Genomic DNA, 17,342 nt, shown 5'->3' on the forward strand with positions numbered 1-17,342 from the left:
TGTAAAGTCGCACGTTTATAATGTGCGACTTTCTTGTTTTTAGGCGTTCTCAATCAACCGAATAATCCAGCGGAATGGCATGCTAGCATATTTTCGGACCCTTAAATAGCGCTTAACAGGAGCTTTTATGGGCTCTTTGATGTAAAAACAAGGAAGGGGCTTCAGCTCTTTGTGCCCATTGGCAATTAAAGCTTGGGCATAATAGTCGAACAAACCCGCCACATCCCCTTTTTCTTGAAAGCTGTAGCGATCCTGGTATTTTGATATTTGGGTAGGTTTCTCTGGCGAATAGCCTGAGAAATGAAAGAATATCAAAGGGTATTGGTTATTCACCAAATAAGGTTCGTTATCGTTACTTATCTGGCGTTCATGTAAGTTCCAATAGGCCATGTTTAGGCCAAGGTGTCTACTGACGAATACATCTTCGTAGAATAAAGGCGCGAAATTCACCCATAATTGGTCCACAAACATCCCATTGGCCAAATCGATGTAACATTGATCAAACAATCGGTCTTTCCACCATTGCAGAAAATGTTGTGTCGTTTCACTGCGTTTGGTGCCGATAAACCCGAGATTATATAAACCTGTATTTAATAGCCCACGTTCGTTAGGTGAACAGGCATCGTCTGGGTAGGCGAGCAGCGTATGCGGTGTTAAAAAAAGACTATGGTTTTTTAGGCCATTTTCTATTTCGGTTAATGGCTGATAAATGACGATATCCGGGTCGAAATAATTTACGAGCTGGGCTTCCGGGTAGTTTTGGTACACGTAGTCGAGAAAGTACGGTTTAACAGCCGTATTTAACTCGGTGATGTCATATCGCGCGCACATCTCATCGAGGTCCTCTATGCCAATTGTATGCAGTTCTAGCAGGGGATAATTGGGAAGTAGCGACTTGTCTACCGAGGATTGATCCAAGCGGTCCACCAAACCGATTAAAAAAGTGTAATCGGGGTTGTGTTTCATCAAGGAGTCGCCCAGTGTTTTCGCCTGTGCGAGGTAATTAATGGAACAAATGGTGATGACTACTTTTTGCATGCGTTGGATTATCAGCCTCAAAAATACGAAATGTAATTTGAAAATCGTTAGGGCGCTGGGACAAGCCAAACATCCCGACTAACTATTTTTTCAAACTGCCATAAATAATGTTTTCGACTTTTTGTCCGTAATCGCCATGTGAATTCGGGGTATGCTGGGTCATGATGAGCACGATTAATTTTTCTTTCGGATCTACCCAATACTTCGTGCCATAATAACCACCCCATCCAAAACTTCCTTCGGAGGGCATGTCTACTTGTGCTGATTTTTTGGAGGTAATGTTAAATCCTAAGCCAAAATCATCATCTCCCATGTTGATTTGCGGACTCGTCATCAACTCAATTGTTCTACGACCCAAGATTTGTTTCCCATTATAAACGCCTCCATTCAGCAACATCTGCAAGAAAATCGCATAATCGAATGTCGACATGGAAAGCCCCGCACCCCCTGAAAAATAGGTATGTGGATATACCGGATAATTGGGGTCTAAATTGCGGAAAGTAGGATCCCAAGGAATAATTTGCTTCTGCTCATTCTCCGTATAAACCTTTGGCATGCGAGAGGATTTTTCTAACGGAACCGTGAAGTAGCTGTCTTTCATGCCCAATGGTTCGAAGATATTGGCCTTGAAATATTCTTCCAAAGTCATGCCTGAAACGACCTCAACCAGACAACCCAATAGGTCTGTGTTTAATCCATACGTGAATTTTTCGCCTGGCTGGTGCGCTAATGGTAATTTCCCCAAGGCCATCATTTTTTCCAGTAAGACTGCGTTGAAATTTCCTAAACCAGACGGAATTTTAGCCTTCGCATAAATGGCCTTCATTTTGGCTGATCCAATATCTGCATAATCAATTCCCGAACGATGGCTCAAAAGATCCCGAATGGTAATTTTACGCTTGGCGGGTTCAGTAGTATAGGAAGAATCTGCTGCATTAAACTCTTTTAAGACCGTTTGCGAGGCAAATTCAGGTATAAAATCTCCAACGGGCTGATCTAAATGCAGTTTTCCTTGTTCGAATAATTGCATGATCGCCACACTCGTAATGGCCTTTGTTTGACTCATAATGCGATAAATCGCATCAGCAGGCATCGGTTTTTTGTTTGCCAAATCCGCATAGCCATGTGATTTATGGTATACGACCGCATTGTCTTTGACGATTAACGTCGTGGATCCCACCATCCAGTTTTTTTGAATGTATTCCTCCATCACCGAGTCAATGTAGGCCAATCGCTTGTCGTCCATTTGAGGGTGCGACTTCTGAATAGGAGAGAGGATTTGCGCGCTTGCCGCAAAACATGTGAAGACAAAAAGCAGAATCTTGTTCATGGATAGGTTCGATTATCCCGAAAACTACGGATTCTTCGGGGGAGATGCAATACTTATTTGTAGAGACGCGATACTTCGCGTCTGTTTTGTTTAAGACGCGAAGTATCGCGTCTCTACGGTTTGTTTAAGACGCGAAGTATCGCGTCTCTACGGTTTGTTTAAGACGCGAAGTATCGCGTCTCTACGGTTTGTTTATGACGTGAGGTATCGCGTCTCTACGGTTTGTTTAAGACGCGAAGTATCGCGTCTCTACGGTTTGTTTATGACGTGAGGTATCGCGTAGGTACGGTTTAAAGACGCGAGGTATCGCGTCTCTACAGGTCAGCTGAAAACAAAAAAACCCTTCAAGTTTCCTTGAAAGGTTTTTCGTCGATTTATGTACCTGGGATGGGAATCGAACCCATACGAGCGTTTCGGCTCACAGGATTTTAAGTCCTGCGTGTCTACCAGTTCCACCACCCAGGCAGCCCTGTAAAACTCAAAAGCACCAAGAGGTGCTTTCTCGTTTTGAGCGAAAGACGGGGTTCGAACCCGCGACCTCGACCTTGGCAAGGTCGCGCTCTACCAGCTGAGCTACTTTCGCGTTTTGTGGGTACAAAAGTAGAACCTTAAAGTTATTTATGCAAGAGGCAGGTGAAAAAATCCTTAAAAAATCTATATTTTTGTTTTTTAAAATCAAGGCATGAGCATCAACAAACTAGATCAGATTGATCACAAACTATTAGAGATTCTTCAACAAAATGCGAAGATTACCAACGCCCAATTATCCAAGGAAATCGGTCTTTCGCCTGCACCAACCTTGGAGCGCGTGAAGAAATTGGAAGCATTGGGAATCATTCAAAGTTACCATGCTCAAGTGGATCGTGACAAGGTCGGTTTAGGGGTGAGCACCTTTGTAACGGTCACCTTAACGGGTCACAAAAAGCAAGTGACCGAGTCTTTTGTTCGCCAAATCAATCAAATTCCCGAAGTGATCGAATGTCACCACGTGACAGGCTCTGGGGATTTCATGCTGAAGATTATTTCGAAAGACATCTCGACCTATCAAAAACTGATGTTGGAGAAAATCAATGAAATCGAAGAGGTTGCTGCTACCTCTACCATGGTTATTCTATCCAGCTTTAAAGAGAGCAAAGTTTTACCGATTCCTTGATCCTTATAATCGGTTCATAAATTGTGGAATCATGCGGTTTTTCCAAGCGGTAAAGGTGCCTGCTTGGATTTCCTTCCGTGCTTCGCCCACCATCCACAAGTAAAAACGGAGGTTAAATACACTCGCAATCATTGGGCCCAGGAGCTCCTCACAGCGTACGAGGTGGCGCAAATAGGCCTTGGTATATTGTCCATGGATATCCTCCGCGAAGAAGGGATCAATCACCGAGAAGTCGGTCTTCCATTTTTCATTTTTGATGTTGATAATTCCCTGGGTCGTGAATATCATCCCATTGCGCGCATTGCGCGTCGGCATCACACAATCAAACATATCGATTCCCAAACCGATACCTTCCAAAATATTCGCTGGCGTTCCCACGCCCATCAAATAACGGGGCTTGTCTTTGGGTAAAATATCGGTCACCTCATCCGCCATTTTGTACATGTCTTCCACCGGTTCGCCCACGGATAAACCGCCGATGGCATTCCCAACGGCCCCTTTGGAGGCGATGTATTCTGCCGAAACCTTACGTAAATCCGAATAAACGCTTCCTTGAACAATGGGGAAAAGGGCTTGGTTGTAGTCGTATTTGGGACCGGTTTCATTGAAACGGGTGATGCAACGGTCCAACCAGCGATGGGTCATGTCCATCGATTTCCGTGCATATTCATAGGTACACGGATAAGGCGTACACTCATCAAATGCCATGATGATATCGGCGCCTATGGTCCGCTGAATATCCATCACACCTTCGGGACTGAAAAAATGCGTACTCCCGTCGATGTGCGATTTGAATTTGACGCCTTCCTCTTGGATTTTCCGACCGGTTCCTGCCAAGGAGTATACTTGATAGCCACCTGAGTCGGTCAAAATAGGTTTGTCCCACCCATTGAATTTATGTAATCCGCCCGCTGCTTCGATCACATCCAAGCCCGGACGAAGGTATAAATGGTAAGTATTTCCCAAAATGATTTGGGCATTGATGGGTTTTGATAATTCAGAAATATGCACCGCTTTCACCGTACCCGCGGTACCTACCGGCATGAAAATAGGGGTTTCAATGACCCCGTGATCTGTATATAATTTCCCTGCCCGCGCCTTGGAATTCGGGTCTAGCTTCTCAATTTCGAATTTCATGCGGCAAAGGTAGGGAAAAAGTCCGAAGGCAGAAGTCCGAAGGCCGCGTTTTATAGCCCCAGACTTCAGTCTGGGGGTCCCCAGGTTAAAACCTGGGGTTATAAGTTAGTATCCAGTCCGAAGGGAATTAGTCCGGAGTCTGAAGTGGATCTCGATACCTCGCGTCTAAATTTGGGTAAAAGACGCGAAGTATCGCGTCTCTACAATCCTTTGACTATCGTCTTTCAGTAAAATTCACCATCCAACGAATTCCGAATTGATCCTGTAGGCTCCCATAATAGGCCCCCCAAAACGTATCGCAGATTGGGTCAATAATGGTTCCGCCGATTGATAACTGTTCATACAATCGTTGTGCCTCAGCTTTGGTATCAGGCTCTAGATTGATGTACGTTTGGCTTCCCGGAATACATTGAAATCCCATGGATTCTGGGGCATCTGTACCCATCAGCACATGCCCTCCCAGAATACTTAATTCTACGTGAAGCACTAGATTCTTGATTTCTTCACTCATGGGAGGAGCCCCTTCCATGGGTGACATGCTCCCAAATTTAAGGATTCCTTCCCCTAAAAATTCTCCACCAAAAACGGATCGGTAAAACAAAAAGGCCTCTTCGGTTTTACTGGAAAAATTAAGATATGTGCTTGTTCTGGCCATGAAAAATAATTGGCTATAAGTTGGAAGTTTGTAGAGACGCGATACTTCGCGTCTAAATATGGGTAAAAGACGCGAGGTATCGCGTCTCTACAATTACTCCACCTTCATCACCCCATTCATAATCCGCCAGTGTCCCGGGAAAGTGCATAAGAATGGATAATTACCTGGAACGCTTGGTGCCTTGAAGACCACTTTGACGCGACCATCGGATTCAACCAACGGCGTAAAGGCTAATACCTCCGGCATGTTCGGGATGTAATTTTTCGCGGCACCATCAGCTGCCGTAATCATCTTATCCGCCGCCAAACCGATTTTCTCCTGGCTTCCGATCGTCCCCAATACCCAGTTGTGCTGCATGGCATCTACATTCTCAAAAACCAATTCCACCATCGCCCCCGCAGGAACTTTAAATTCAGCAGGGCTGTATTTCATCGCTTCCTTGATCGTTTGCAAGGTAACTTTAACCACCGGCCCTTTAGCCCCAGAGCTAGGGATTTCCAATTTCCAGGCATTCGCCAAACGCTCCCACATCTCCACATCCTGCGGACGAACCATCTTCGCCAAAGCCATAAAATAAGCTTTGTTTTCTGCGTTTAAATCCGCCGCTTTCTTCGCATTCCAAGTTCCTGCTGCTCCTTTCAAAGCCACGCCCATCGCCATGCTCTCCGGATTCGAAATCCATCGTAAATGGTCTACTACCTGATTCCCGGTCCACTCCGTCGCTCCCGCACGGAAGATTTTCTCCACCATGTAGCTCGATAAGGTCGATGTGTTATTCACCGTGATTGCCTGACGGAAATTATTATTAGCGCGGTTTGATTCCGAAATAGTCGCCTTCGGATCCAATGAAATCTCCATCGTGTAGTTACCCGGATTTTCAGCGGTCCAACCTAAATTACCCGTCCACGGACCATTGTTGTTCTTAATGACAGAGATAGTCTCACCCGGCGCGATACCATCTTTGAAGGTGTAGGATTCTAAATCTACCCGACTTCCCATGCCCTCAATCTTAATCGCCAAGGGTACAGGTACCTCCTTCGGCAAAGCTTGATTTCCACGGTTTTTAACGCGAACCACAAAACTAGCCCCCTCACGTAATTTGAAATTACCTCCCTTTACTTGAATCTCTTCAATCACCAAATCGATGCCGTTGGTTGATCCATCAACCGATGGGTTTTTCAAGTCTTTGGCCAATTTCTCCGCAACCACCTGCGCCGATTTAGCTCCTTCCTTGCGAATGATTCCTTCGATGCGTTTTTGACTATCGGACATCGCCCAGGCCGTTAAGGCATCTGGTATCCAGCGGTCTTCGTTGCGCTGATTCGACTCAATTTTCTTCATCACCGCCGCTTCAACAGCCGGGCTACTTGGCATTTCGCTCAAGGCTAAAATACTGTGCAAGACCACTAAAGAATCGCGGTCATTCAACAGGCTATTGGCCAATATGGCTTTTGCCCCAGCTTCTGTCCGCGGCAACATTTGTACCGCTTGCTTACGCACCGCGGCACTGCGATGACGCAAAGCTTTCGTCGTTACATCCAAAGGCAATGCACCCAATCCCTCCAAGGTGCGAAGCGCATGAATCGCTCCCGGCGCTAAACCGATTTCGTCGGTTGGCGCACTCGCCGCCAACGCAATCAATGCCGGAACGACATCCTTATTTCCGCGCTCCACCAATAAACGCTGCGCCGTCAAACGCCAGAATAAATTAGTATTGGACAATGCTTGAACACAGCCCGCCGGCGTGCTCAAATCCACGGGCGTGTAGGCCGGTGCTTTGTTGTAGCCAATGCGGTAAATCCGACCATGCGTAAAGTCACGCAAATCCGTATCATAGGCATTGCCCGCTCCGTTTTTAAATCCTTGCGGAACCGGATTGTGCTGAATGATATACGAATACCAATCCGCTACCCAAACGGCACCGTCTGGACCCACCTGCGCAAATACCGGAGATACCCATTCATCCGCTCCGGCCATTAAATTAAAGGCCTCTTGATCGCTGAAATCAGAGCCTTTGGCAACTTGCCGGTTTTGGTGAACCACGTGACCTGTCGGCTCCGTCACGAAGGCAATTTGGTTCCAATAGTTTTTCGGGAAGGCCCGTGCCGAATAAAAATTATGCCCTGCGGCAGCCGTATAGCCACCGAATACGTCCACCTGACGCACTTTTTGCGTAATGGTACGCATGTCTTTGTGCGTGTCGGTATTCTTTGAGCCATTTAAAGACATCGGGGCATGCCAGATGTTTCGATGCGGAATTGCCATGTACCAGCCATGTGCATTGTTGGCCGTCGAACCAAACACATCCCCCGCCTCATTAAAATCAAATCCCCATGTATTATTTGAGGTAGTTGTCATGTGCTCCATCTTCGAACCATCGGGTTTGAATCGGAAAAATGCCTGTGCAAATTGCAAGGAATCTGCGCCTACTTTTCCTTTGAAACCGGAATATCCGATACTTCCCCAAATCCAGTTGTCGAATCCATAGTGTAAATTCGATGGACCCGCGTGCGTATCTCCCGTTCCAAATCCCGTAAATAAAATCTTGCGTTCATCCGCCTTGTCATCCCCATCCGTATCCTTCAAGAATACCATGTGTGGTGCCTGCGAAATAATCATACCGCCATTGGCAAAAACCATACCCGTAGGGATACTCAAATTATCTGCCCATTTGGTAAATTTATCCGCTTTCCCATCCTTGTTGGTATCCTCGCACAATAAGATGTAATCACTTCCGCCAGTCTCTTTGCGCTCATTCGGATAGTCTTTGGTGATCAATACATACAAACGGCCCTTGTGATCCCAGGCCATCGCAATGGGGTGCATCACATTCGGTTCTGCTACAAACAATTGCAAATTAAAGTCTACCGGCACCTGGATAAACTTCGCGGATTCCTCTGGGCTCAAAGGCAATTGCTGCATTTGAGGTCCGTCACGCTTCTCGTAATTGGGTAAATGGGCCTCCCGGTATTTCAAGTTAGGAAGATTAAGTGCGCTTAAAATCGCACGCTTCTCCGCACCCACGGCATGCAAGATTCCTTGGGTAATTAAGTCCTGAAACTCCTTGGTATTCCATGTTCTTTCATCGTGGCCATAAGCCGTATAGAAGACATTTCCTTTGCCAAAAGTCCTTGTCCAGGTATAAGGTTCTGTTGCTACACCCGGTTTGTCTTTGGCCTGCTCGGGTCCAATGATACGGCTCTGCCAAATCTGATTGTCGGGCTGTAAATACGCATGTAAATACGTCTCATCGACGGTCTTAATTTGCACATTTGTATTCGCCTCATTTTTTACCCGAATGGAATCCATCCCATGTCGCCAAAATTGCCCGCCCACCATCTTCACAAATTCCTTCGAATTCCGGAAGTTGAACGACGCACAGTGAATTGCGACCAAACCGTGTCCACTGGCCACATAACCCAAGAGCGCCTTTTCGTTGGCCGCTGGAATGGAGTCATGGTTTGCATAGATCACCAAGGCATCAAACTTGTTCAAATACGCCGGATTCAAATCGTTTAGCGATTCGGTATAGGTGATGTTCATGCCTTTGACACCGACGGCCGACTGCAATGCGGGTAGGCGATCGAAAGGCTTGTGGTGCCCCTTGTCTCCTAAGAAAAGGAGTTCTAGTCGGCGCGCAGTTTGAGCGTGCAGCGCGAATTGCGACAAAAATAGACAGGCAAAGAGGATGAAACGCATGGCTTAGAATTTAGGGATTTCAATAATTTTTCCACCTTGTAGGGCAGATTCGTGAGCTAATATGCCGACAGACGTCCAGTTGGCCGACTGCGGTGCATTCGGAAATGGATCACGGTCTGCGGCGAGGGCTTGTAGGAATTCGTTGACCAAATGCGGGTGAGAACCCCCGTGTCCGCCACCTTGGGTGAAGGAAAGGTGGGTGTTTTCATCTTCGTCATAGACGCCTTTGGTGGTAAATCGTTGGATTTCTTCGGGTAAATAATGCGCAAAATCCGGCGTAGGAACTTTGGAAGGAATTTCGGGCTCTGGTTTTTTGGCCGTATGCACGACTAATTCTTCGCCTTCGATTAAAGGCCATTCCACGGATTTTTTAGATCCGTACACTTCGAAACTCTCGCGGTATTGACGAGCTACATCGAAAAGTGATCGATAAACCATCGCGCTTAAATCCGAATCACGGAATTTAATGTGTGCTGATTCCACGGCGAAAGGCGAATTGTAGTGGCTGATCAATTCCTCGCGAATGGTTCCGGAACCAAAACACGAAACATATTCAGCCTCCAAACGCAATAAGCCGGCAACAGGACCCACGCAGTGTGTCGCATAGTGCATCGGAGGAAGACCCGGCCAATAATCCGGCCAGCCGTCCATGTCTTGTTGGTGAGAGGCCTTCAAAAACTGAATTTTCCCCAGCTCCCCTTTTTCATAAAGTTCTTTGATGTACAAGAATTCGCGTGCATAGACCACGGTTTCCATCATCATGTATTTCTTGCCCATGCGCTTGCTCGCCTCGACGATCGCCTTGCATTCCTCCACGGTCGTGGCCATGGGAACGGTACAAGCGACGTGTTTCCCTGCGTTCAGTGCCTTCAACGTTTGTTCGGCGTGTAGGTGAATGGGTGAATTGATGTGTACCACATCGATGTTGGGATCTTGAATCAATTTTTCAAAATCGGTGTAGCGATGTTCGATGCCGTAAGCCTCTCCGATGGAATTAAGTTTTTCTTCGTTTCGTTGGCAAATGGCATACATATTTGCCAAAGGGTGTTTCAAATAAATGGGGATGAATTCAGCTCCAAATCCCAGGCCGACGATGGCTACGTTGTATTTTTTCATAGGTTTAGGTTTTATGTAGAGACGCGATACTTCGCGTCTGTTTTTGTTTTGTAGAGACGCAATACTTTGCGTCTGTTTTTGTTTTGTAGAGACGCAATACTTTGCGTCTGTTTTTTTGTTTTTAAAGACGCGAGGTATCGCGTCTCTACATTAATGACATTAAATGCCGATACGATTTCTCGATTAGCTCTCGTTCATTCTCAAACATTTTCCGCCAAATATGCGCTGCCGGAAGTTTAATCCCAAAGGATTCAACGACAATCCAGCCTGGGTAATTCAATCCTTCTAAAGTAAGAAGTAGTCCGGAAATGTCTACCTGCCCTTGTCCTAATATCCCGCGGGTACTTTCTGAAATTTGAATGTGCGGAGTTAAATCGGCCATTCGTTTCAGCGCCTCGGAGGTATTTTTCTCTTCGATGTTCGCGTGAAAAGTATCGAACATGATTTTCACGTTAGCGTGGTTGATCTTTTTCACCAAAGCGTACAGTTCATCGGCACAGGAAACCAAGTAGCTCTCGAAACGATTAAGGTATTCGAGGCAGATGGTGATGTTTTTGGATGCGGCATAATCCGCCGCCTCACGAATCCCGTCAACGGCCCAGCTAATTTCTTGCTCGGTCGCAGGTTTTCCGGTAAAAACACCCAAAGCGGAATGTATGGGCCCTGAAATATAAGGGGAGCCGAGAAATTCCGCGATATCAATCGTTGCTTTGATGTAGTTTAATCCGGCTTGCCGGATGTTGGGATCGGGGGAAATGAGGTTCTCGTTCGGCCCTGCAATGCCACAGGCAAAAATCTGTAAACCGAGTCGGTCCGCCTCCTGTTTCCAAGGCCCCCAATGTGCGAGATCCGTATTGAATATGGGTATTTCAATGCCTTGATAACCGGTTTCGGCGATGAAGGCTAATTCGGATAATACGTTTTGATCCATCTCCGGCCCGTAGACGAGCAGGTTCATTGCGATGGGGTGTTTCATGTTGAATAGGTTTGCGGGGCAAGATAATAAAATTAGAACTAAGAATATACTATGAATGTAGAGACGCGACACCTCGCGTCTTTTTTAAGTTAGACGCGATGTATCGCGTCTCTACACTGTTTGTTTTCAGACGCGATGTATCGCGTCTCTACTTTTGCTTTTGCAAAAAAGGCTGCACCATTACTGTCAGCACCAATAGCCCCGTTCCCCAATAAAACCCTGGCGACATGACCTCTTTTTGGCCAAAGATAAATACGGCCAAGATGATTCCGTAGACCGGTTCCAACGTAATCACTAAGTTGATCGAAAAGACTGAAAAGACTTTGTATAGATGAATCGTCTCCGTATAGGCATACACGGTACAGACAACCGCCAGAATCCCAATCCACAACCAATCCCATTCGAACGGTACATAGCCGACCCCACCTCCGAATAAGCCATATGCCCAGACCAAACCCGTCATCACGCCAGCGGCCGCCATCTCGTAAGCCGTAATCAGTTTGGGGTCATGGGTATGTGTATAATTCCCATTTATCACCGAGAAGAGTGCTCCAAAAAATCCGGCACCAATACCCATCAATAGGCCTAGCCACTGGGCTTGTTGGACCGAAAAAATTATCACCAAGGCCACGATCACTAATAGGCCCAAGAATACTTCCACCCAAGAAATTTTGACCTTTTTCGCCAAGGGTTCCATGACCGAAGTCCAGAAGGTTTGCGTGGATAATCCCGCCAAACACATGGCCACCGTACTCACTTTGGCCGCGCCAAAAAACAATAACCAGTGCAAGGAAATGAAAACCCCATTCAATAACCAAACGCCCAAAACCTTTTGGCTTATTTTAAAGGAGCTTTTCGAATAATATAAAATTCCCGCCAATCCGAGTGCCGCGATCACACAACGGAAGAAGACAATCGTCAAGGCATTCGCCTGCGTCGCATTTCCCAAAATCGCCGTAAATGCATAAAGCACCACGATGAAGTGGATTTTCAGGTAGTCCAAGAGTTTAGGAGCCTGTTTCATTTAGCGCGGAATGGTGTAGTAAAGTCCGACCCCAACGGCCGAAAAGACGATGTTCGGTAACCAAACCGCCAACATCGGTGGCATACCTCCTCCTTCGGCAATTCCCTTGCTCATCATAAAAAAGAGGATGTAAACGAAGGCCAAACAGAATCCAAGGGCAATTTGAAAACCTACCCCCCCACGCGATTTTCGCGCAGAAACCAAGAAGCCAATAATCGTCAAGATAATGACCGAAAAGGGATTTGCAAATCGAATATATTTCTCAATCAAAAAGATCTCAATTCCATCCGAGCCTCGGGATCGAACAAGGTCGATGTGGCGATTCAATTCCGGTAAGGTAAAGGTCTCATGCAATAAGTGCTTGTTCTGGAAATCCTTGGGTAATAAATTCAACGTGGTATCAATCTTCGTACCATACACAAGCCCGTTCCCCGTGCCGCTGAATGTTCGAATTCGATAATCGTGAATGGTCCATTTCTTCGCCAAGGAATCCCAAGTGATGCGGTCCGACATCAATTTTTGCTTAATCTCGTTGTCGGCAATGCGCTCCAAACTAAATCGATAACCTGTGTTCGAAGTATTATCATAGCTCTCAATATAGGCATACACATCCGACGAAATCTTGATATGCACATCACGCTTGTCGAAGAAGTAGGTATTATTAATGTACTCGTGCTCGAAGGGCACTCGAATCTTATTGGCATTTGGAACGACCCAACCGATCATGCCAAATGTAGCTAAGGCAATGAGGGATGACCCAATGATGTAGGGGCGCATCAAACGTGTAAAGCTGACACCCGAGCTTAAAATGGCAATGATTTCCGTTTTAGCAGCTAGGTTAGCCGTGAAAAACACGGTCGCGATGAAGACCATCAGCGGACTGATGTAATTCGCCCAATAAGGAATGAAGTTCAGGTAATAATCAAAAATGATGGCCCGTAAAGGCGCCTCTTTCCGAATGAAATCATCGATTTTCTCTGTGTAATCAATGACCATAACGATTAATACAATGAGAAAAACCGCGAAGACATAGGTCTTCAAGAATTTTTTCAGAATGTATAAATCGAGGATTTTCATCATTTATTTGGCCGGTATTTTACTCCGGAAAACAAATGTATAAAAATAACACGGGAGGTACGGTAATTAAAGGGGACCAAAATTAACGAGATCGTCGTAATCGGGATGACATAGCCCATCGCATCCGGGTCATCGAAGAAGTTAAATATGACGATTCCACCCACGAGCATGATACCCACCGTGAAGGCATAAGAGACGTACATCGCCCCGTAAAAGAAGCCGGGCTCTACTTCATAGCGTAAACCACATTCCGAACAATGCTCATTCATCTGTGCGAAATTGAAGACATTCCACCACTTGAATTTGAATAATCGACCCTCATGACACTGTGGGCAACGGGCATTGATGGTAGCTTTTAATTTCGATGAATCAGACATTTTGTTAACAGTTTTGAGGCTCAAAGGTAAAGAAAAACAGAGGAATATTCGTAACAAAGGTCACGTTCTGAGGGCTTTTCGTATCTTTGTGATAAACTAAACTTATCAACACATGTATTCAATTGTTAGTAACATACACATCGCTCTTTTTGTGCTTGTGTTCATTTTAGGTATCAATGTCATTGTTCGTGCACTTCGTGGTCGCTCAAGCAATGCCTTATTTACAGAGGCTGATCGCAAGGCGGGATTGTTCTTTATGATCTCATTGCACACGCAATTGCTCATCGGTTTGGCTTTATATTTCTTTTTAAGCCCGATTACTGCTGCCGCTTTTGCTGATTTCGGAGCCGCAATGAAAGACTCGCAAACGCGCTTAATCGCGGTGGAACACATTTCGGTAAACATCATTGCGGTTGTTTTGGCGACGGTTAATAATGCGAAAAACAAGAAGGCGATTGCCGATGCTGCGAAACACAAAAACGCGTTAATTTTTACCTTGGTTGCCTTACTATTGATTTTAAGCCGCATCCCTTGGAAATTACTTTTTTAAGATTGAATGAAGAATAAGTGCATCTTTTTGGACCGTGACGGGGTATTGAATGTTGACCGAGTAGATTATGTGTACCGGATGGAAGAATTTATCATTCCTCCGGGCGTAGGAGAGGCTCTCCGCGCACTCAAAGATGCCGGATATTTATTGATTGTTATTACGAACCAAAGTGGCATTGCCAAAGGAATCTACAAACGCGAAGACGTTTATTTGATTCACAACGCAATTCAAGAAGGTACGGGTGTCGAGCTAGACGACATCTATTTTTGCCCTTACCACGAAAAGTTCGATAGCCATTCGCTTACCCGTAAGCCAGGTTCATTGATGATCGAAAAGGCAGCTGCCAAATACGAAGTTGACATGGACGCCTCCTGGATGGTGGGCGACCATGAACGCGACATTACGGCGGGCACACGTGCCGGTCTTCGAACCATTCGTTTAGCTCCTTCGGGAACCGAGACGAAGGCCACCCATTTAGTGGATGATTTATTAGCCGCATCAAAAATTATCTTAGCATGAACAAGGTTTATTTAAGCGACGCTGGCCCCAAAGTTTCCCCAGCCATCTACGGATTCTGGCGCTGGGAAGAAGGCAAAGGCGACATGGAAAAAATTATCAACCTCTGTTTGGAATTGGGGGTGAACACTTTTGACCACGCGGATCGTTATGGCAATTATACCTGTGAAAAACGCTTTGGTGAAGTATTAGCTAAACAATACTTCAAGCGCTCCGACATCGTCTTGTTCTCCAAGTGCGGGGTGAATACACCTCCCTTGTACCGTGTTCAGCATGTGAATACCTCCGCTGAGCATATCAACAAATCCGTGGAACAATCCCTGCGCAACTTGCAGACAGATTACCTCGATGTGTTTTTGTTGGATCAGTTGGACCCTCTTTCTGATCTGGAATCCACAGCTTTAGCACTGGAAAAATTGAAATCATCGGGTAAGGTAAAGAACATTGGGGTTTCGAACTTCTCTGTTCACCAACATCAATTATTGGTGTCTTATTTGAACATCCCGGTTGTTTCCAATCACATCGACTTGAACTTATTGAATACTTCGGCACTGGATAACGGTGCCATCGATTACATCAAGCAGAAATACATGCGCCCTTTGGCGACATCTCCTTTGGACGGTGGTCGTATCGAAAATGGAACGGATGAGTTAGCGCTTAAGGTGCGGAAAAAGTTATTGGAAGTCGCGGCCCGTTACGATGCGAATATCGAGTCGATCGCGGTGGCATGGCTCGTAAAATTAGGGGCTTTGCCTTTAATTGGAACTTTGGAAGAGAATCGGATTCGCAACATTGTGAATTCATTCCAAATTAATCTGAGTCATGAGGACTGGTATGAATTATACCACGCGACCAAACCGATTCGTTCGATTCAAGACTAATCATCGCCCCGGGTTTTCCTGGGGCTTTTTTTATGTGATTTTTTGCTGAATCTTGACGCCTAGAGGTAACATCAAGATGAAAAATGCCACATACCAAATGGGAACTCCCACCCAAACTAAACCCAATCCCCAAAGCAACAAATACAAAGGATAGGTAAACAACAATGCCGCGAATAATACGGAATCGTAAAAGACCGTCCCCTTCGTTTTCGTATCCACGCCTGATTGAATAAGTCGGTAAAAGGGGAGGTTCAGGTAATAGAACAAACTTCGCTTAATCTTGACCTGTTTAGTAGGAACATGCACCAGTTCACACATTTGTTGGCCCACCGCCGCATTAAAATCCAAACGCTGTTTCGCCTGACCCAAAGCCTGCTCCTGCTCAAATTCCTCTACATGTAGCTCGACCACCTTCCCGAAAGTCCGGAAGTCATTGTAGGCAATTCCGATGACATGTATCATGGGTCGAATGCCTTGTTGGTGCGCTGCCTCCAAAATCCTCGTCGCCCCTTTTTTGAAGGGTTGAATTTCATGGGTCAACAAGCAGATTCCCTCGATAAAAATTAGCACCCCGCCACCCTTTTTGAGAACCTGAACGGCCTCATCAAAAGTACCCTGATTTAAATGCAAATGCTCGCGGCCTTCCCGGGCTCGGTGAATGGGAATCATCCCAATGGAACGCAATAGGAATCCAAACAAAGGCTTCCGAAAAACATCCCCACGGGCCAAAAAGTGCATTTTTCGCGGATAGTAGGCCCCGATGATCACCGCATCCAAAAAGGAATCCGGATGGTTAGCAACCACCAGCAAGGGGCCTGGTTTTTGTAGGATGCGTTTGTTTCGAATATGTACTTCCGGGCAGAAGATCCACAAGCCGAGACGAACAAATAATTTTAGGATGACAAGCAAATTTTCAATATTTTGAGCAAGGTTTAAAAATTATTGGATGCAAGCAAGTTTTCTCTCAATCTATCTCTTGCCCATAGCGATTGCCATTATTATGGTAGGCTTGGGTTTATCGTTGACCCCCGCTGATTTCAAACGCATCATTCAATATCCCAAAGCGATGATTATTGGGCTCGTTACACAGATGGTAATCTTGCCACTGATTTGCCTCTTGATTGCCCAGTATTTTGAGTTGTCTCCCGTACTGGCCGTTGGCCTCATGTTGCTTGCCGCCGCACCCGGCGGACCCTCTGCGAATTTATATAGCCACATGGCCGGGGGAGATGTAGCGCTCAATGTCAGCTTAACGGCCTTGAATAGTATTTTATCGATTTTTTCGATTGCGTGGATTGTCAATTTTTCGCTGGCATATTTCATGAAAGCGGAGGCCTATGTCCCCCTGCAATTTCAAAAGGTTTTAGAGGTCTGTGCGATGATCATAACGCCAATCTGTATAGGGATGTGGGTGCGTCATCGCTATCCGGATTTTGCGTTGCGAATGGGCCGACCGGTAAAATTGGTTTCGGGCTTGTTTCTTGCGCTGCTGATTATCTTGGCGGGCTTAAAGGAAATCGATCATTTGATGGAGGATATTCAAACGGTGGGAGCTGCCGCGCTTTCGTTTAATTTGGCGTGTTTGGTGGTGGGTTATTTTCTTCCCCGACTCTTCCAGCTTCCTCCAAAACAAGCCGTGGCGATTTCAATGGAGGTGGGAATTCACAATGGGTCTTTGGCGATTTACATTGCCTTGAGTATTTTGAATCAAGGGGAAATGACGATTCCGGCGGTGGTTTACAGCTTAATCATGTTTATTACGGCGGCAATTTTTGCTATTTGGTCTCAAAAAAAGCTTACTGAATAAGTTTTG

The 17,342-nt window shown here is 45.9% G+C and carries 16 protein-coding genes and 2 tRNA genes; 5 read left to right on the forward strand and 13 right to left on the reverse strand.

The genetic code is table 11. The annotated features are described in order from the left end of the window. Positions 1–39: 39 nt before the first annotated feature. The 4 genes from ACMH5P_RS08530 to ACMH5P_RS08545 all read right to left on the reverse strand — a co-directional run bounded on the left by ACMH5P_RS08530 (position 40) and on the right by ACMH5P_RS08545 (position 2,951). Positions 40–1,038 (reverse strand): glycosyl transferase, encoded by a 999-nt coding sequence (locus tag ACMH5P_RS08530; protein ID WP_459493930.1) that lies wholly within the window; start codon positions 1,036–1,038, stop codon positions 40–42. Positions 1,039–1,120: 82 nt separating this feature from the next. Next, positions 1,121–2,368: a serine hydrolase domain-containing protein gene (locus ACMH5P_RS08535; protein ID WP_459493931.1), complete on the reverse strand. Its 1,248-nt coding sequence runs from the start codon at positions 2,366–2,368 to the stop codon at positions 1,121–1,123. Positions 2,369–2,747: 379 nt separating this feature from the next. Further along, positions 2,748–2,833, reverse strand: a tRNA-Leu gene (locus tag ACMH5P_RS08540). Positions 2,834–2,878: 45 nt separating this feature from the next. Beyond that, positions 2,879–2,951: transfer RNA gene (locus ACMH5P_RS08545), tRNA-Gly, on the reverse strand. A 99-nt stretch (positions 2,952–3,050) separates the two neighbouring features. Between ACMH5P_RS08545 and ACMH5P_RS08550 the strand changes: the two genes are divergently transcribed. Further along, positions 3,051–3,521, forward strand: coding sequence for an Lrp/AsnC family transcriptional regulator (locus ACMH5P_RS08550; RefSeq protein WP_459493932.1), 471 nt, complete (start codon positions 3,051–3,053; stop codon positions 3,519–3,521). A 3-nt stretch (positions 3,522–3,524) separates the two neighbouring features. Here ACMH5P_RS08550 and tgt read toward each other — a convergent pair whose 3' ends face one another. From tgt to ACMH5P_RS08590, 8 genes are all read right to left on the reverse strand, one after another. After that, the gene (gene tgt / locus ACMH5P_RS08555; protein ID WP_459493934.1) at positions 3,525–4,658 is read right to left on the reverse strand and encodes a tRNA guanosine(34) transglycosylase Tgt; all 1,134 of its coding nucleotides are present in this window, start codon (positions 4,656–4,658) and stop codon (positions 3,525–3,527) included. 214 nt (positions 4,659–4,872) lie between these two features. Then, positions 4,873–5,313, reverse strand: coding sequence for a VOC family protein (locus tag ACMH5P_RS08560; protein ID WP_459493936.1), 441 nt, complete (start codon positions 5,311–5,313; stop codon positions 4,873–4,875). Between the two features lie 93 nt (positions 5,314–5,406). Next, positions 5,407–9,012, reverse strand: a complete 3,606-nt coding sequence (locus ACMH5P_RS08565; RefSeq protein ID WP_459493937.1) for a PVC-type heme-binding CxxCH protein — start codon at positions 9,010–9,012, stop codon at positions 5,407–5,409. Positions 9,013–9,015: 3 nt separating this feature from the next. Next, positions 9,016–10,128, reverse strand: coding sequence for a Gfo/Idh/MocA family protein (locus ACMH5P_RS08570; protein WP_459493939.1), 1,113 nt, complete (start codon positions 10,126–10,128; stop codon positions 9,016–9,018). Positions 10,129–10,273: 145 nt separating this feature from the next. Beyond that, on the reverse strand, positions 10,274–11,104 hold the full coding sequence (locus ACMH5P_RS08575) for a sugar phosphate isomerase/epimerase family protein (RefSeq protein WP_459493940.1): 831 nt from the start codon (positions 11,102–11,104) through the stop codon (positions 10,274–10,276). 148 nt (positions 11,105–11,252) lie between these two features. Further along, on the reverse strand, positions 11,253–12,128 hold the full coding sequence (locus tag ACMH5P_RS08580; protein ID WP_459493941.1) for a DMT family transporter: 876 nt from the start codon (positions 12,126–12,128) through the stop codon (positions 11,253–11,255). Further along, positions 12,129–13,205 carry an LptF/LptG family permease gene (locus tag ACMH5P_RS08585; RefSeq protein ID WP_459494206.1) on the reverse strand — a complete coding sequence of 359 codons (1,077 nt, stop codon included), beginning with the start codon at positions 13,203–13,205 and terminating at the stop codon, positions 12,129–12,131. Continuing rightward, complete coding sequence (locus tag ACMH5P_RS08590) at positions 13,205–13,582, reverse strand: DUF983 domain-containing protein (protein WP_459493942.1); 378 nt, start codon at positions 13,580–13,582, stop codon at positions 13,205–13,207. The genes ACMH5P_RS08585 and ACMH5P_RS08590 overlap by 1 nt, the downstream gene beginning before the upstream one ends. A gap of 112 nt (positions 13,583–13,694) precedes the next feature. On the opposite strand from ACMH5P_RS08590, the gene ACMH5P_RS08595 reads away from it, so the two are divergent. The 3 genes from ACMH5P_RS08595 to ACMH5P_RS08605 are packed head-to-tail and all read left to right on the forward strand — an operon-like array spanning position 13,695 to position 15,529. Further along, positions 13,695–14,132 carry a hypothetical protein gene (locus ACMH5P_RS08595; RefSeq protein ID WP_459493944.1) on the forward strand — a complete coding sequence of 146 codons (438 nt, stop codon included), beginning with the start codon at positions 13,695–13,697 and terminating at the stop codon, positions 14,130–14,132. Positions 14,133–14,138: 6 nt separating this feature from the next. After that, positions 14,139–14,651, forward strand: a complete 513-nt coding sequence (locus ACMH5P_RS08600; protein ID WP_459493946.1) for a D-glycero-alpha-D-manno-heptose-1,7-bisphosphate 7-phosphatase — start codon at positions 14,139–14,141, stop codon at positions 14,649–14,651. Beyond that, positions 14,648–15,529, forward strand: coding sequence for an aldo/keto reductase (locus tag ACMH5P_RS08605; protein WP_459493947.1), 882 nt, complete (start codon positions 14,648–14,650; stop codon positions 15,527–15,529). The genes ACMH5P_RS08600 and ACMH5P_RS08605 overlap by 4 nt, the downstream gene beginning before the upstream one ends. A gap of 30 nt (positions 15,530–15,559) precedes the next feature. Here the strand turns inward: ACMH5P_RS08605 and ACMH5P_RS08610 are convergent, their stop codons facing one another. Beyond that, positions 15,560–16,438 carry a 1-acyl-sn-glycerol-3-phosphate acyltransferase gene (locus tag ACMH5P_RS08610; RefSeq protein WP_459493948.1) on the reverse strand — a complete coding sequence of 293 codons (879 nt, stop codon included), beginning with the start codon at positions 16,436–16,438 and terminating at the stop codon, positions 15,560–15,562. A 37-nt stretch (positions 16,439–16,475) separates the two neighbouring features. Here ACMH5P_RS08610 and ACMH5P_RS08615 point away from each other — a divergent pair, with 37 nt between their 5' ends. Further along, positions 16,476–17,336, forward strand: a complete 861-nt coding sequence (locus tag ACMH5P_RS08615) for a bile acid:sodium symporter family protein (RefSeq protein WP_459493949.1) — start codon at positions 16,476–16,478, stop codon at positions 17,334–17,336. Positions 17,337–17,342: the final 6 nt, after the last annotated feature.

It is taken from the genome of Aquirufa sp. 5-AUSEE-100C1 (assembly GCF_054558655.1).

What these genes read in the sequence shown, in the direction of transcription:
- ACMH5P_RS08590 (WP_459493942.1), bottom strand. Translation starts at nt 13,582, where the DNA reads ATGTCTGATTCATCGAAATTAAAAGCTACCATCAATGCCCGTTGCCCA.
- ACMH5P_RS08570 (WP_459493939.1), bottom strand. Translation starts at nt 10,128, where the DNA reads ATGAAAAAATACAACGTAGCCATCGTCGGCCTGGGATTTGGAGCTGAA.
- ACMH5P_RS08575 (WP_459493940.1), bottom strand. Translation starts at nt 11,104, where the DNA reads ATGAAACACCCCATCGCAATGAACCTGCTCGTCTACGGGCCGGAGATG.
- ACMH5P_RS08530 (WP_459493930.1), bottom strand. Translation starts at nt 1,038, where the DNA reads ATGCAAAAAGTAGTCATCACCATTTGTTCCATTAATTACCTCGCACAG.
- tgt (WP_459493934.1), bottom strand. Translation starts at nt 4,658, where the DNA reads ATGAAATTCGAAATTGAGAAGCTAGACCCGAATTCCAAGGCGCGGGCA.
- ACMH5P_RS08550 (WP_459493932.1), top strand. Translation starts at nt 3,051, where the DNA reads ATGAGCATCAACAAACTAGATCAGATTGATCACAAACTATTAGAGATT.
- ACMH5P_RS08595 (WP_459493944.1), top strand. Translation starts at nt 13,695, where the DNA reads ATGTATTCAATTGTTAGTAACATACACATCGCTCTTTTTGTGCTTGTG.
- ACMH5P_RS08565 (WP_459493937.1), bottom strand. Translation starts at nt 9,012, where the DNA reads ATGCGTTTCATCCTCTTTGCCTGTCTATTTTTGTCGCAATTCGCGCTG.
- ACMH5P_RS08580 (WP_459493941.1), bottom strand. Translation starts at nt 12,128, where the DNA reads ATGAAACAGGCTCCTAAACTCTTGGACTACCTGAAAATCCACTTCATC.
- ACMH5P_RS08600 (WP_459493946.1), top strand. Translation starts at nt 14,139, where the DNA reads ATGAAGAATAAGTGCATCTTTTTGGACCGTGACGGGGTATTGAATGTT.
- ACMH5P_RS08605 (WP_459493947.1), top strand. Translation starts at nt 14,648, where the DNA reads ATGAACAAGGTTTATTTAAGCGACGCTGGCCCCAAAGTTTCCCCAGCC.
- ACMH5P_RS08535 (WP_459493931.1), bottom strand. Translation starts at nt 2,368, where the DNA reads ATGAACAAGATTCTGCTTTTTGTCTTCACATGTTTTGCGGCAAGCGCG.
- ACMH5P_RS08615 (WP_459493949.1), top strand. Translation starts at nt 16,476, where the DNA reads ATGCAAGCAAGTTTTCTCTCAATCTATCTCTTGCCCATAGCGATTGCC.
- ACMH5P_RS08585 (WP_459494206.1), bottom strand. Translation starts at nt 13,205, where the DNA reads ATGAAAATCCTCGATTTATACATTCTGAAAAAATTCTTGAAGACCTAT.
- ACMH5P_RS08560 (WP_459493936.1), bottom strand. Translation starts at nt 5,313, where the DNA reads ATGGCCAGAACAAGCACATATCTTAATTTTTCCAGTAAAACCGAAGAG.